General features: G+C 53.4%; 9 protein-coding genes, 1 pseudogene and 1 riboswitch. All 10 genes and pseudogenes read right to left on the bottom strand.

Going from position 1 to position 15,027, the window contains the following annotated elements; genetic code table 11:
- Positions 1-143 precede the first annotated feature (143 nt).
- Positions 144-308, bottom strand: a pseudogene (locus tag HYD27_RS32170) (cation:proton antiporter domain-containing protein); the annotation flags it as partial.
- 104 nt (positions 309-412) lie between these two features.
- Complete coding sequence (locus HYD27_RS24260; protein ID WP_219219439.1) at positions 413-2,959, bottom strand: discoidin domain-containing protein; 2,547 nt, start codon at positions 2,957-2,959, stop codon at positions 413-415.
- A gap of 207 nt (positions 2,960-3,166) precedes the next feature.
- Positions 3,167-4,726, bottom strand: coding sequence for a glycosyl hydrolase (locus HYD27_RS24255; RefSeq protein ID WP_219219426.1), 1,560 nt, complete (start codon positions 4,724-4,726; stop codon positions 3,167-3,169).
- Positions 4,727-4,896: 170 nt separating this feature from the next.
- Entirely contained in the window at positions 4,897-7,128 is a 2,232-nt protein-coding gene (locus HYD27_RS24250; RefSeq protein WP_228745289.1) for a PA14 domain-containing protein, read from the bottom strand.
- A 13-nt stretch (positions 7,129-7,141) separates the two neighbouring features.
- A riboswitch (cyclic di-GMP riboswitch) is annotated at positions 7,142-7,222 on the bottom strand.
- Between the two features lie 213 nt (positions 7,223-7,435).
- Positions 7,436-8,809 carry a sugar phosphate nucleotidyltransferase gene (locus tag HYD27_RS24245; protein WP_219219425.1) on the bottom strand — a complete coding sequence of 458 codons (1,374 nt, stop codon included), beginning with the start codon at positions 8,807-8,809 and terminating at the stop codon, positions 7,436-7,438.
- 460 nt (positions 8,810-9,269) lie between these two features.
- Entirely contained in the window at positions 9,270-10,610 is a 1,341-nt protein-coding gene (locus HYD27_RS24240) for a UDP-glucose dehydrogenase family protein (RefSeq protein WP_219219423.1), read from the bottom strand.
- Positions 10,611-10,614: 4 nt separating this feature from the next.
- Positions 10,615-11,715, bottom strand: a complete 1,101-nt coding sequence (locus HYD27_RS24235; protein WP_219219421.1) for a glycosyltransferase — start codon at positions 11,713-11,715, stop codon at positions 10,615-10,617.
- A 101-nt stretch (positions 11,716-11,816) separates the two neighbouring features.
- The gene (locus tag HYD27_RS24230; RefSeq protein ID WP_219219419.1) at positions 11,817-12,956 is read right to left on the bottom strand and encodes a glycosyltransferase family 4 protein; all 1,140 of its coding nucleotides are present in this window, start codon (positions 12,954-12,956) and stop codon (positions 11,817-11,819) included.
- A complete protein-coding gene (locus HYD27_RS24225) occupies positions 12,950-14,143 on the bottom strand; it encodes a glycosyltransferase family 4 protein (protein WP_219219417.1) in 1,194 nt (397 codons plus the stop codon). Before HYD27_RS24225 ends, HYD27_RS24230 begins: the two co-directional genes overlap by 7 nt.
- Positions 14,130-14,984 (bottom strand): glycosyltransferase family 2 protein, encoded by an 855-nt coding sequence (locus HYD27_RS24220; protein ID WP_219219415.1) that lies wholly within the window; start codon positions 14,982-14,984, stop codon positions 14,130-14,132. The genes HYD27_RS24225 and HYD27_RS24220 overlap by 14 nt, the downstream gene beginning before the upstream one ends.
- Between the last annotated feature and the right edge of the window lie 43 nt (positions 14,985-15,027).

Genomic DNA, 15,027 nt, shown 5'->3' with positions numbered 1-15,027 from the left:
CCAGATCGGACAAGGGATAAACCCTCTTTTTGCCTTCACCCATTTGGTGCAGGCTGTTTTTAGCAAGAAATCCCTTCGTGTAGAGCTTTTAGGTGATTTGTGGATACTTACTTTCGAAATTCAGGATAAATTCTTATCTTTTAAAAAAACAAACGCCTTTGGGGCAATCCCGCCAGCAGCGGGTAGGTTGCGAGTACAATCGGCACCGCCCCGCGCAGGCCGGATCAGGAAATCAGCGTTTTCTCCCGCAAAGAGAACTTGGTAAACAGCAGGCTCAGGAATATCCCCGCCGGCCTTGCTAACCCCATACTTTCTTGTGCCCAAGCAGCAGAATGCCTCTCAATTCAGCTTTCCCCAATCACTAAAAACCCCCGGTGGCTTTGGTGAATCCACGGAGGCAGTTCGGATGATCCTATTCTCTTGAATACACCTGCAATTCCTGGATTGACCAGTAGTTCCCTCCCGATCCGGTCTGCAATATGCGGATATATCTTGTTTTGACCTGAGAAAATACAATTTTGGTCATTTCCAGCTGTCCTTTACCGGAAGCGATCCTGGTCCAGTTCTGTGCATCATCCGAAATATAAAGCTCATATCCCCGGGGATAATCATAGGAAGACAGGGTATAGTCCAAATCGACCGCTTCTACCGAATGCGCTTTACCGAGGTCAATCTGGAAATATTCGCCCGAAGCCTGATGCTTGCCGGTATCCCACCGCGTCCGCCTGTCGCCGTCGATGGCATTCGCCGGATTTGAAGCTTCAGTGTTCACATTGGACGATACCTTCCAATCCGAGCGGTCCAGGGGAACCAGGCCGGTGGCTGTAATCTGCAGCTTTTCCGACATCACACCCGAGCCTGCAACTCTTACCGCATACGTATAGAGCGTGCCTTCCTGCAGCTTGCCGTCCGTATATTCCGTAGTCTTTATGCCGTCGGCGACCACTTTCAAATCACCGCCGGAGCCCTCGGCCCGGAGCACTTCATAGCTTGCTCCAGGGGCCTCCAGCCAGTTCAGTTTGACGGACAGCCCTTTGACGGCTGCCGCTTTGAAGCCTTGGGGCGGGGCGTCCGCCACCTCGGAGGAGGACTCCAGAATGTACTGCACAGCCTCCCCGGGCGCGAGCGTTTCTGTAAATTCAAGCGCAGGTGCAGCTTTTTTTCCCGAAACGTAGCTGCGGGCTTCCTCATAAGTATCACCCTTGCCGAAGCGTTCGCCCTCATACACGGTTTGCTCCGGCATCGTCACCTTCACGGTAACGGTTTGCGGAGTTTCTTCGAAGTTGACGAAGTTCACCAGCACCTTGTTTGAGGTGGCTCCGCTTCCCGCCAGAGGCTCCAGTGTGGAGGTGTCCACCGCCCGGACATAGACCAGCTTGTCGGCTAAGGCATCCTTATTGGTGATTTCATAGCTTAGCGGAGCGCCGTGTGTCGCGTAGGCCAGATCAAGCCGCCGCATGATGCTTACACGCGAATCCTCGCCTTCCTTGGTGTAATAAATCTCCGTTTTTGCCGGATCATGCTCTTCCAGATTGAAGCCATATTTGAACAGGCTGAAATTTTTGAAAAAAGCGGCATGCTGCACAAACATATCCGCATAGCCGATATGCGCGCGCATAATCCGGTCGAACACCGCCGCCGTACGCTCTGCGGCTCCATACTGGTAGGCATCCACATGAGAGTCGGAGGTGCCGAATTCGGTCGTCAGCATTTTTTTGCCAAGTCCGTCCGCAGCTCCGGCAAAGGTCTTCAGATTCTCGGTGAAGCTGCCTCCGTTGCTGAAAATATAAGACTCGCCGTAGGAGTGTCCATTGGTCAGGTCGGTCACTTCCTCCAGCTCTTTCCGCTGCTCCGGATCACGCTCCCAGCCATCGGGATCGCCGCACTGGCGCACCGCGCCCTTCTGGTTGCCGCAGGAATCCATGCTGTAGTCAGGCCAATAGGCCCAGCCCGGAGCTACGGTCTGCAGATGGGGGGCGAGGGTCTTGCCCTTCTCATTCAGCCAGTCGGCAATAGCCAGATTTACCGCCTTGGAGCGGTTGAACAGCCCCGGCTCGTTGTCCACCTCATAATATTGGAAGTACGGGCCGTACTGCTCGAAATAATCGTTGAGCTTCTTCTCCGCGTCCTCCGGCAGCGAGCCGTCCTCCTTCAGCTTGATGTCGCCGGTGTAGAGATACAGGGCTACTGCCTGCATGTTGTAATCCTTCAGCACCTTGTAATAATCCCCCATATTGGAACAGGAGCGTCCGACATCACTGGCACAGCTGGTGCGCATTATATTGCCGCTGTAAGCCAGTCCAAGCCATTTCATGATATAGGGCAGATGTGTAACCGCACCTTCGTCAAAATAAAACTGCTTATTGTTGACCATGGTGCCGGTCAGCGTGTAGCTGCCGTGAATCGGCTCCTTGATTGGAGTCTTGAGTGCCTCCAGACTGAGGTTGTCCCAGGTCCACCAGTTGTATTTATCCTCCATGTCGGAGGAATAAATCCCGCGCGCAGCCTGCAGCTTCAGCTCATTGGTTCCGGTAACCAGCTGCTCTTTGGGAATGTACAGCTCATAGGTTTTGCGGAAATTGTATTTGCTGTCTGTTCCGGCAACACCGGCAATCTGGATAATTCCCGAAAGCTGGCGGTTGGAGAACACGCTCATCTGCGGAACGGATTTGTAGGCATCCAGAATGCTTACGCGAAATAAGACCCCGTTCACCGGGATCTCATCCAGCTCGTACGTAATCCGCAGTTCAGGATTTGTATCGCCTCTGAGCCCCGAAGGTATCGTATGGAGTGCAGATGCTTTTATAGTGGATGAAGCAACATTAAAAACCTCCTCCACGTCCGGGGAGCCGGTCTCCGCGAATTCCGCAGCGGAGCCGTCTTGCTGTCCCAGCTGCCACAGCACTGTGCCTTCCGGCAGCTCCGGTCCCGCATCACTTGCTGCGGACAGCTTGGACATGTCTACCTCGACCTCGCCCTTATTCGTCCCGTCATCTCCGAAGACAGAGACGGACAACAGAAACAAGACGGCAAGTGCTGCGAATTTTAGCAGAAGATGAAGCGGTTTGCGTTTTTTTTTCTTAGTCCTAGCTCTCATTTCCATGTCCTCGCTTTCTTTCGGGGTGTGTGCCCAGGCGCGCTGTAAAGCCAGCTGCCGCTTCATTCATCAAGGAAGGGTAAGGGCGTTCTGGGGAATAACCGCAGACTTCTGGCTCGGGCTCTTCCACATCAGACGGATGCTTGCATCCCCCCGGTTCTCATAATACTCAACCTTAATGTCATACGCGGTTCCTGCGGTGAGCAGAATACTCCCCTCCCGGCTGACGCCGCTTTGGTTCTTCCAGCTGTCGATGATCAGCTTGCCTGCGATCCACACGCGGACACCGTCATCAGAGGAAGCAGTGAAGGTATACTTTTCACTATAGACCGGCTTGATTTTGCCGGTCCAGCGGACAGAGAAGGAATCCTTGCCCACCCCGGCCGCCGGAGAATCTCCGTGCCAGTTGAAGTCAATCTTCTTGTCATTGCGGGTCAATACCGGATTCCCTGACAATTCCGCATTGTTGAAATACTGCCCTTTTACGCCATTTTTCGAAATTATGGCCGCTGCAGTGTTTGTTTTGGTCCTCAGCGACTGAATATAATCATTTCTCGATACCGTGAGCTTATTGCCCATGAAGCTCTGAATTTTTTGGAGACTATTATTTTCTGTCAACATTTTCCCCCATGTCATCGTATATACCCATTTACTCTGAGTTTGAGACAATATGACAGGGTCTGGAAGCTCTCCGCTCTCCCCTATGCCTATAGGCTTGCCGTCAGCCAGCCTGAGCAGACTTTCATAGTAGGACTGCTTGTAATCATTATTGTAGATATCCGCTGCCAGCACATCCACCTTGGCAGCTCCGGGATAATAGGCACTGTAAGGGCCGGCCCACTCATTCGGGGCGTTCGGATTCCACACCCACAGCAAATTATTCAGCTTATGCTTATTCACCATGCGGTCGTAAGTAATATCCCAGAGCTTGGAAAAGTTATCCTTCTGCCCCCACCAGAACCAGTTTCCGTTCATCTCATGATAAGGACGCCATAAGACAGGAACTCCGGCATCCCGCAGTTCACCCAAATAGACTGCTACCTCGTCAAGGGAAGCCAACAGGCTTTTGTACTGCGCGGTACCCGGAGTAACATAAGCATCAAATTTCTCCTGGCTGAGACTCATATGCACATTGGACCACTCAGGAGTGGTTCCAGGGAGATTCTGGTGGAACGTCATCGCCACAATGCCTCCGGCGTCATGCCATTTGATTGCGCTATCCACAACAGCCTGCCGCTGCCGGGCAATGGTCTCCTTCGACTGATTATTGACCGCTCCCAGCTCGTAGCCATGCAATACCGCATAATCCCCGCTGGCATTCTTCAGCTTGTTGTTGAATTCATCCGGACTCTCCAGATAATCATGCTGCCCGGAAATAATGCCCTTGCCGCCCAAATCGACCAGATAATCAAGCAGATCGGCCGCTTCCTGCGAAGCCTCAGGATTTACAGGCGAAATCGCCGCAGCAGGAACTATATTCCGGTCGACAGGAAGACTGCGCACCTCGCTCCATGGCAGTATAGACAAGATAAAAATTATAGGTAAAATCGTAGTAAAAAGCCGGTACTTACGGTAAGTGTTCAATGTAATCTCCTTTCTCCAGCCGTAAATGCCGCCATAGACATACATGGAAGATCTCTCCCGTTGCCGGGTCAGACCATCCTGCAGCCAAAGGAGGACTAATAGCTTAGTAGCCCTGCTGTAAGCAGGGCTATTGGACTTGTAGGATTTAATATTGTAACGGCTTAACCAGTATCGGCGTTCGGTGCCAAATTCACAGCAGTAAACCAGTTGCTCTCTTAGGAAGCGGAAGGAAGGAACAGTGCGCTCGCAGGAACCGTCCCCTTCACTTGACTTGGACTTTCCCACATCAGCCGCGCTCTTGCATCCCCTTGGTTCTCGTAATACTCCACTTTGATATCATATAGCAGCCCCGCTTGCAGACTTATGCTTCCCGTGCGCTCGGTCCCGCTCTGCTTCATCCAGCTGTCAATTACTAGAGTCCCATTGACCCAAACGCGGACACCATCATCTGATGTTGTATAAATCTGATAGGTTTCACTATACAGCGGCTTGAGCTTGCCGCTCCACCGTACGGAGAAGAAATCAATGCCGATTGCCGTATCCGGCGAACCCTGGCGCCAGTTGAAATCCAGCACAGCATCGGTGCGTACGAGTGCCGGAGCACCTGCCAGCTGCATGTTGTTGAAGTATTCCGCCTGCAGCCCATTCGCGGCCGGGGCATTTGCAGGCACCGGCACCGGCGCTGGTGTCGCTGTTGGCACCGGTGTCGCGGCCGGCGTTGGCGTCGCTGTTGGCACCGGTGTCGCGGCTGGCGTTGGTGTTGGTGTCGCTGCTGGTACAACTGCCAGCAATTCTTTATTCGCGCCGGCTGCTGCCGCATTGGCGAACAAAGCGCTTGTTGGAACTGTTCCCTTGGTCTGGCTCGGGCTTTGCCACATCAGGCGAATATTGGCGTCGCCGGCATTTTCGTAATACTCGATTTTAATATCGTAGAGTTCGCCTGCGTTCAAGGCAATAGTTCCAGTACGTTCGGTTCCGCTCTGCTTCGTCCAGCTGTCGATTACAGCTGTACCGTCAATCCAGACGCGGATGCCGTCATCTGAAGTGGTGGCAATCTGATAGGTCTCACTGTACGACGGCTTGATCTGGCCGGTCCAGCGGGCCGAGAAGCCATCCACCTTAATTAAGCTGTCCGGTGAAGTCTGGCGCCAGTTGAAATTGAGCAAAGCATCATTGCGTACAAGTGCAGGCGTGCCTGAAAGCGTCATGTTATTGAAATATTCTCCACGAAGACCATTCACAACAGGCAATGCCTCCTCATCGGAGGATGGGGCCGGCGTTGCTACTGGTTTGGCCGCTGCCGGTGTTGGCGTCGGCGTTGCGGTCGGTGTTGGTGTTGGTGTTGGTGTCGGCGTTGCAGTCGGCGTCGGTGCCGGTGTTGCAGTTGGAGCAGGCGTCTGAACCAGCCCCGCTTTGTATTGATCCAGCGTCACTGTGTAGCTGTCACTCATGAAGCCTTTGATAGTATCTGTGCTGTTATTCTCGTAGAGCATTTTTCCCCAGTTCATCATATATACCCATTTTCTCTGGGAAAGCTGCAGCTTGGCTGTGCTCGGCATTTCGCCGTTCTCGCCTATGGCAATGGGTTTGCCGTTCGCCAGGCTCAGCAGGCTGTCATGATATTTGTTCATGTAATCATTGTTGTATATATCTGCCGCGAGAACGTCTACCTTGTCCGCTCCCGGATAGGTCAGCTCATAAGGATCAGACCAGGCATTGGGAGCATTGGGGTTCCACACCCACAGCAGGTTGTTTAATTGATGAACGCCCACAAAACGTTCATACATAATATTCCAAAGTTCCGCAAAATTATTTTTCTGTCCCCACCAGAACCAGTTTCCATTCATTTCGTGATAAGGTCTCCAAAGTACAGGAACTCCTGCGTCCCGCAAGCTTTTGAGCGAAACTGCCACTTTGTCCAAATCAGCGATCAGGCTGTTGTATTGGGCCGTACCCGGTGTTACATACTTATTAAATTCCGCCTGGCTGATTGTCTTCTGCACATTGGCCCATTGATATGAAGTGCCGGGCAATTGCTCATGGAAGGTCATAGCGACGATACCGCCATTTTTATACCAGTTGATCGCGCTGTTCACTACATTCTTGCGCTGCGCTGCTGCAGTGCTTTCCGATTGGCCGCTGATTACGCCAAGCTCATAGCCATGAAGGGCGGCATACTGTCCGCTCGTTCCCTTTAGCTTGTTGCTGAATTCATCCGGGCTCTCCAGGTAGTCATGCTGGCCTGTAATGATGCCTTTTCCGGAAATGGCATACAGGTCGCTTAGCAGTTTGACAGCTGCGGCTGAAGCATCCGGATTAACCGGCGCTGAAGAGCTTGAAGCAGCTGCAGTCGAAGGCGCGGTTCCCAAACCAAGCGGCACGGCAGTCAGAAACAGGGCAATGGTCAAAATAATGCACAGCAGACGAGACTTACGGTAAGTTGTCAAAATTTATCTTCCTTTCGGTAGCCAGGCTGCCACTCTTTCGAAGGCCCTATAGCTTTGCGTCCCTATCTTTCGATTAGGTTTGCCTTTTTCGTTTTGGAAGGATTTATCCCTCTTACCGTAAGTATCGTCTCTATTAAATTTTTAGTTTAGAGCATTAATGAATTTTTCTCAATAAATGGTTCTTAATACCTGTTTTGGATTTGTAACAATTGGGTAAATAGATTATTTAGCCCTAGATAAAATTCTGCAATCGACATGTGCCCGGGAGGTAAGGTCGAATTCCTCCCAGCCTGCAATACCGCCGGTTTTATGAAATAAACTGCTGCAGAGCGATATCTTCCCAGTCCAGCGTAATGCGGATATTGTCCTCTTCCACCAGCTCCGAGCCGGTCTGCACCTCAATGAACTCCACATCCGTCAAAGCCAGGATCGCATGCTTGGTGCCCTCCGGTATGCGGACCACATCACCGGCCTTCACATTGTGCATTTTCTCATTCAGGACAATGCTTGCTTCGCCGCTGACAATTGTCCAGATTTCGCTGCGTTTGTGATGCAGCTGGTAGCTGATATTTTTACCCTCGGCTATAAAAATCCGCTTGGTCAGCACCTCGTTGCCCTCATCATATTTCACATAATCAATTACCTTATAATGGCCCCAGCGGCGCTCCTCGTACATCGGTCTTTGTTCAAAAGACTTCAGCACTTCCTTGATGCGCGGACTTTCCGCTTTGTGGGTGACCAGTATGCCGTCCGGGCTGGCTGCGATAATCAGATCCTTCGCACCGATTACCGTAATCGGAATGTCCAGCTCGTTGATCAGGCAGGTCCCTTCGGAGTCTGCAGTCACGAAGCCCTTGCCCACATGATTGCTGCTCATTTCCTCGGTGAGGGTATTCCAAGTGCCAAGATCCTTCCAGAAGCCGGCGTACGGCTGAACAACGATATTCTCTTCTTTCTCCACCACTTCGTAGTCAAAGCTGATGGAAGCCAGCAGCTTATACTGTTTCTGCAGCTCCTCATAGTTCAGAGGCAAACCTTTGCGCTGTAAAATATCCAGCAGATAGCCCAGGCGGAAAGCGAATACTCCGCAGTTCCACAGTGCGCCCCGGCTGATCAGCTCCTCAGCCTGTACCCGGTCCGGCTTCTCCTGGAAGTGGCTGACCTGTAAATAGCCGCCTGCCCCGGCTTCGGCACTCGTAGGAATAACGTAGCCGTATTTCTCGGAAGCATGCTCCGGGACTACGCCCATCAGCGCCAGATTGGCGCCGCTCTCCTGCATGGTTGCCTCAAGCTGGACTACCGTCTCAAAAAAGGAGGCCTCCACATACGGATCGACCGGCAGAATGGCCACGGTCTCACTTGGAGACACCCCCGCCACCGAATACAGATAGGCTGCGGTCAGTGCAATGGCCGGAAAGGTATCACGGCGCTCCGGCTCCACAATGATCGGCACATCGCCGCCGAGCTGGCTCTGAATCATCTCCACTTGGCTGCGGCCGGTAGCCAGGTACGAGGATTGTGCCATCCCTGTCTCCTGCAGCTGTCGCCATACACGCTGCACCATGGATTCCGGTTCACCTGCCGGGCTTTGCAGCACCTTCAGAAATTGTTTGGAACGTGAGTCGTTGGACAAAGGCCAGAGCCGTTTACCAGAACCGCCGGATAGAAGTACCAGTTTCATAAGTGAACCCTCCCATATATGAGTTTATTGCGAAAATACCGGATTGTTATTGGTTCGTTCTTGCTGGGTGGCTGACGCAAAAGATAGAATGCTTCTTGTTGCGCTGTGATCCGCGCAAAAAAATTCTTACAGATTGAGCTGTTGCGGGAGTCACTCCAAGGAATGTTTGGACTTCCGGCCGCTGTTGTCTCCAGATTTCCTGATTGAACCGCTGATCGCGGTAAAAATCCGGAGACAAAGGCGGACGCTTCCGCTCCTACAGTTCCAAAATTCCTCTACGCTCCTTCCCTTAACAGCTTACTGAATAAGAACTCTTGCTGGAAAGCGCTCTGGAAGCATCGCATCTTTAGCGCGCTTCACCCCAGGCGAAGCTCCCTGCTAAAGATCCGGCATTGCCGCTTGTTTGGCGGCAGGCAAGAGCAAGAGCGTCAAGGAGCACTTAGCGTTGAGCGCTTAGCCCTTAGATTGCGCCGGCTACGCTGGGGGAGTAGCCGCTCAGGCCCCCCATCTGCGGGCGTCCGACGGAGTGGTATTCAAGGCCGGTGCCTTCGATCTGCTCTTTGGAGTATACGTTGCGGCCGTCGATCAGCACCTGGCGGCGCATGCTTTTTGCGAGCTGATGCAGGTCAATTTCCTTGAACATGCTCCAGTCGGTCAGCAGGCAGAGCGCATCGCTGCCTTCCGCCGCTTCTTCCGGCAGGCCGCACCAGCGGAGCTGCGGATGATCGTATTGCTGTCTGAAGTTGTCTGCAGCAATCGGATCAAACAGCTTCACCGTAGCGCCTTCGGCCACCAGCGCCTCGACGATTTCGCGGGCCGGGGCTTCGCGGACATCATCGGTGTTAGGCTTGAAGGCCAGGCCCCAAATGCCGATCACTGCACCGCGCAGGCTGCCGAGGGATTCATGCAGCTTGGAGACAATCATGAACCGCTGCCCCCTATTCACCTCGACTACGGATTTCAGCAGCTTGAACTCATAGTCCACGTTGCCCGCAATCTGAATCAGCGCATTGGTGTCTTTCGGGAAACAGGAGCCTCCATAACCGATGCCGGCCTGCAGGAACGTTGAGCCGATTCTCCGGTCCATGCCCATGCCTTGCGCCACCTCGGTTACATCAGCTCCCACTTTTTCACAAATATTCGCGATCTCGTTAATGAAGGAAATCTTGGTTGCCAGAAAAGCATTGGATGCATATTTGATCATTTCCGCACTGCGGATATCCGTGACAAATACATTTTCCGTGAAGCCCTGGTGAAGCCGGCGCATTGTAGGTTCAAGCTCCGGGTTATCCAGTCCGATGACAATCCGGTCAGGATGGAGCGTATCCTGAATAGCCGAGCCCTCGCGCAGAAATTCGGGAGCAGAGACGATATCGAAGGGATAATTCGTGTGGGATGCGATAATTTTGCGGATTTTCTCGTTCGTGCCAACGGGAACTGTTGACTTGGTCATGATGATTTTATAGCCTTCCATCGCCTGGGCGATTTCCGTTGCGGCCCCCTCAATATATCTCAGGTCTGCTTCACCGCCAGGAAGAGAAGGCGTCCCTACAGCGAGAATGACGATATCCGCGCGGCGCACCGATTCTTTCAGATCGGAGGAGAAGGACAGCCTGCCCTCACGCAGATTCATTTCAATCAGCGCTTCGATTCCCGGCTCGTAGATGGGAGATTCCATCCGGCTGAGCTTTTTGATCTTTTCCTCGTCCTTATCCACGCAAATCACATGATTCCCATTCAATGTAAAGCATACGCCAGATACAAGACCGACATAGCCGGTACCGATTACTGCCAGCTTCATACAATCATCCTCCTTTTAGAAAATTGACGTAGGCCTGTTCCACATACTGCTTGAACTGAACCATAAACGCCTGTTCATCGAATTTGCGCGCATGGCCCATAATCTGCCCGATATCCCACGCATAGGACTCCACTTCGTAAATGGCCTCAAGCAAATCATCAACTTCCTGATGCTGGAAGAATACGCCGTTGACATAAGGTACGATGGTGTCCAGCGCCCCTCCGGCCTGATAGGCAATGACCGGCCTTCCTGCGGCATTCGCCTCCAGCGGCGTAATGCCGAAATCCTCTTCTCCCGGGAAAATAAACGCCCGGCACTTCGACATCAGTCCCGTAACCTCAGAATCCTCCAGCCGGCCCAGGAACGATACATTGTCTTTGGCCATGCCCTCCAGACGCTTGCGGTCCGGACCGTCGCCGACGATATACAGCTTCAGCCCGTTGCGGTTGAAGGCTTCCACCGCCAGGTCAATCCGCTTGTAGGATACAAGCCGGGAGACAATGAGGTAGTAGTCGCCGATGGAGGACGAGCTGCTGAAGCGTGCGGTGTTGATCGGCGGGAAAATCACATCCGCATCCCGGTGATAGTAGTTCTGAATCCGCGTCTTCACCACGGATGAGTTGGCGACGAACTGGTTTACATTTTTGGATGTCCGCTGGTCCCAGTTCTTGAGACGCTGCATGTAGACCTTGAGCAGTCTTTTGAACAATCCGGAATTCGATTGCCGCTCCATGTAGGTGTCATAGTCCCAGGCAAACCGCATCGGCGTATGGCAATAGCAAAGGTGGAACGTAGACTCGGGCACCTGTATGCTTTTCATGAAAGCACTGCTGGAACTCAGGACGATATCATACCCGCGAAAGTCCAAATCACGGATGGCCATGGGATAAAGCGGCAGCACCCCTTTAAAGTTGGTCTTCACTCCCGGGATTTTTTGCAGCCAGGAGGCCCGGATATCCGCATCTTTGAGGTTGTCGGTCAGCCGGCTTCCGTTAAAAACCGTCGTGAAGATCGGAGCATCCGGATACATGTGGTGGAATACCTCCACTACTCTTTCCGCCCCGCCCATTTGGATTAAGTAATCGTGCGCTATCGCAATTTTCATGTGAATCATCCTCAAAGTTTTATGGAGCAGCATCATCAAGCAGTGAACGCATGGATGTATAAGTATCTTGATTGAGCTTTAAGCTCATGTCTTACATACGGTCAGGTCGCCGCCAGCAAGCCTTTATAGTAATCGACGATATCCTTGACGGTATTTTCGATGACAAAATGCTCTTTTACCCTTTTCATTCCACTATCCGCCATCCGTCTTCGCTCTTCGGGATGGTTCAGCATCCAGGTGATAGAATCTGCAAGTACGACTGGGTCTCCAGGCTGGATCAGCAGTCCCGTAACACCGGGAACCACAATTTCTACCGGCCCGCCTTCGTTGGAGGCGATCACCGGAAGTCCAGCTGCCATGCCTTCGACAATCACCTGGCCGAACGGTTCAGGCGTAATCGAGGTGTGTATCAGCAAATCGGCTTTGTTCATGAGGCCTTGTATGTCTTCCACATGACCCAGCAGACTGACATTGGTTAGCTCATCCTGCCGCATCTTCTGGATTAATCCGTTTTTGTATTCCTCTTCGCCGAACAGGGCATCGCCGGCCAGCCAGAACTTCACCCGGCTGTCGCCCCTGAAAGCCTTGGCGGCCTCCAGCACGATATGCTGGCCTTTCCAATTCGCCAGGCGGCCTACCAGCAGAACGTTGAAATCCTTCTGGTCTCTTTTGCCGATGCCATCGCCGATCGCTTTGGCAAAAGCGGAGTAGACGACCAGCGTTTTCTTCGTACGCGGCAGCTCCAGCGCATTCAGAGTGGAATGGGAATTCGCAATGACACCGTTCGGCAGCAGGCGTGACAGCAGCCGGATCGCCTTGGCGACAACCGGCTTCAGGTAAGGCGCACCGATGTGGTCCCGGATATGCCAGATCAGCGGCACGCCCGCTTTCTTGGCGGCAACGGCTCCATAGAAGGCTGATTTCAGCGAGTTGGTATGCACACAATCCACTTTCTCCTGCTTGAGGATAGGAGCCAGCTTGCGTCCATAGTTCAGCAGACCCAGCGCAGCAGCCGGAGCACCGAGGTTGACGGCATTCCGCCCGCGGCTGCGGATATTCTCATCCAGCGGGATGACGCGGACATCAATGCCTTTTTCCCGCAGGCGTTCGGCAAGCGTGCCTTCTTCGGCAAGGATAACGAGCGGTTCAATCTGTTCGCCGATATTGGTGAGGATGTTGAACAGGGCTACCTCTCCGCCGCTCCACTTGGCGGTATGATCAATATAAGCGACTTTTAGCATCCTGCAGCCACACCCTTTCCCAAAGTTTGTAGGAATACGGATTCCACTTGATCGCCTACATGCTGCCAGGTGTATCTCTCCAGCACGTGATTTCTGCATTCATCCCGGCCCGGCAGCAGCTTGCGGTTGCCCAGCATATGAATCATGCCCTCTGCCATATCGTCGCTGGATGAGCCTTTGAACAGCAGCTCCGGCCGGAAGCCCTGCAGAATTTCCTTGTTGCCGCCAACCGGGGTCGCCATGACCGGAAGTCCCGAAGACAGCGCCTCAACGGTAATCAGTCCAAAGCCCTCCAGCGCCTGGGATGGAACCACAAACATGTCCGCTGCCTGATAATAGGAGGCCAGCTCGTGATCGGGAATGTAGCCCAGCAGCCTTACCTTGTTGCCGAGTCCATAGTCGGCGATTCTTTCCTCCAGCTCTCCGCGCAGCGGGCCTTTGCCGCCGATCAGCAGAATCGCATTCGGGAAGCGCTCGGATACCTGCTTCCAGGCCTCCAGCAGCTGCAGCAGCCCCATCCGGTTCATCAGGCGCCTCACCGTCAATACGGTGGTTGCTCCCTCCGGGAGGTTCAGGGTCCGCCGGATGGCCAGCCGGTTGGCGGCGGGCACGAACCGCTCCACATTCGCCGCTCCCGGGATGACAATGATCTTGTGCAGCGGAACTCCGTGCAGGCTGTGCAGCATGTCGCGGAAATATTCGCTGAGCACGATAAATTTGTCCGCGAGCTTGTAGGCTTTATGTTCAATAGATTTGGCAATCGTTGTTTTGACCCGGTGCTTGATGCCCTGGCCTTCGATCTTCATCTCTTCATTCCATGGGCCATGGAAGGTCATTACCACGGGAATTCCGCGTTTCTTGGCTTCAATCGCCGGTCCGATTCCGTAGGGTGCGAAGTGGGAATAGAGAATATCTATCCGCCCGCTGCCGTTTCCCATCAAATCCGCCGCCTTGCGCTGAAACGCATCCTTGCGCTTCCAGATCGTCTCCTTGGGGTCGCCGGCGTTGTGGATAATCAGCTCCTTGGCGGTGGGAGGCGTCTCCTGGCTGCAGATCAGGGCATGCACCTTGTTGCGTGAAGAGAGCTGCTCACAAACGGATTTGAAATACGTATTGAGTCCGCCTGGCTGTAAAGAGGGCCAGCTAAGGCCGGTCGTCATAATGTTCAATCCGTCACTGTACGGCATAGCTTCTCTCCCCTTTCTTCTCTTTTTCCGCCTGGCCCAGGGCATTATGCCGGGCCAGCCTGCCGGAGCTGTTCAATTCGTAATGCTTGAAGCCGACCATGAATTCATACATCACCCAGAATATGGATACCGCAAAGCCTGAAATACCTTTCTTGAACAGGCCATGCAGGAAGTATTTCTGCAAGAAACGGGCCGGCGGGCGGAGCAGCAAATGGCTGATCTTAAAGGGCTTGCCGCTGGCATATGCCGTTTGGGCTTCGAGATCGGTGTACTTGTTGAAGCGGGCGACATGGTCATTGATGCTGCGGAAGCCCTGATGCCAGAGGATTCCGTTCAAGCGGACCGTCTTCTCCTCCGATACCTCAGGCATTTCATGCACCAGACTGTTGCGGATGCCATATTCCTTGCGGTTGTAAAGGCGCACCAGGTACTCGCCCTTGTCCAGCCATCTTCCCAGGAAATCACCGATCCGGTACAGCGAGAAGGCTACTGCCCTGTCTGTCAGGCCCGGCTTGCGTTTCAGAATGTCCTGCGCCAGCTCATCGCTGACCACCTCGTCGGTATCAATAAGGAAGACCCAATCATGGACGGCGCGTTCCACTCCGAATTCTCTTTGCTTCGCGTATCCGGGCCATGGGTTGACGAACACCCGGCAGTCCAAGCTTTCGGCCAGCTGCACCGTCCCGTCTTTGCTTCCTCCGTCGATCACGACCACCTCATCGGCGAACAGTCGGCAGGACTGAATTGCTTTGGATATCCGAACTTCGTCATCCTGGGCAATGATGACAGCCGAAATCGGGTAACTGCCCGGGCCGCCAAGCACGCTTTTCACTGAATCCATGAAGGTATCCTCCTTTGCGGGTTATGTGCGGTGTCATTAGGCC

This window comes from Paenibacillus sp. S150 (assembly GCF_019352175.1).
Taxonomy (GTDB): domain Bacteria; phylum Bacillota; class Bacilli; order Paenibacillales; family Paenibacillaceae; genus Paenibacillus_AQ.
Note: the sequence above shows the minus strand (reverse complement) of the source record. Positions and strands in the feature narration are given on the sequence as shown.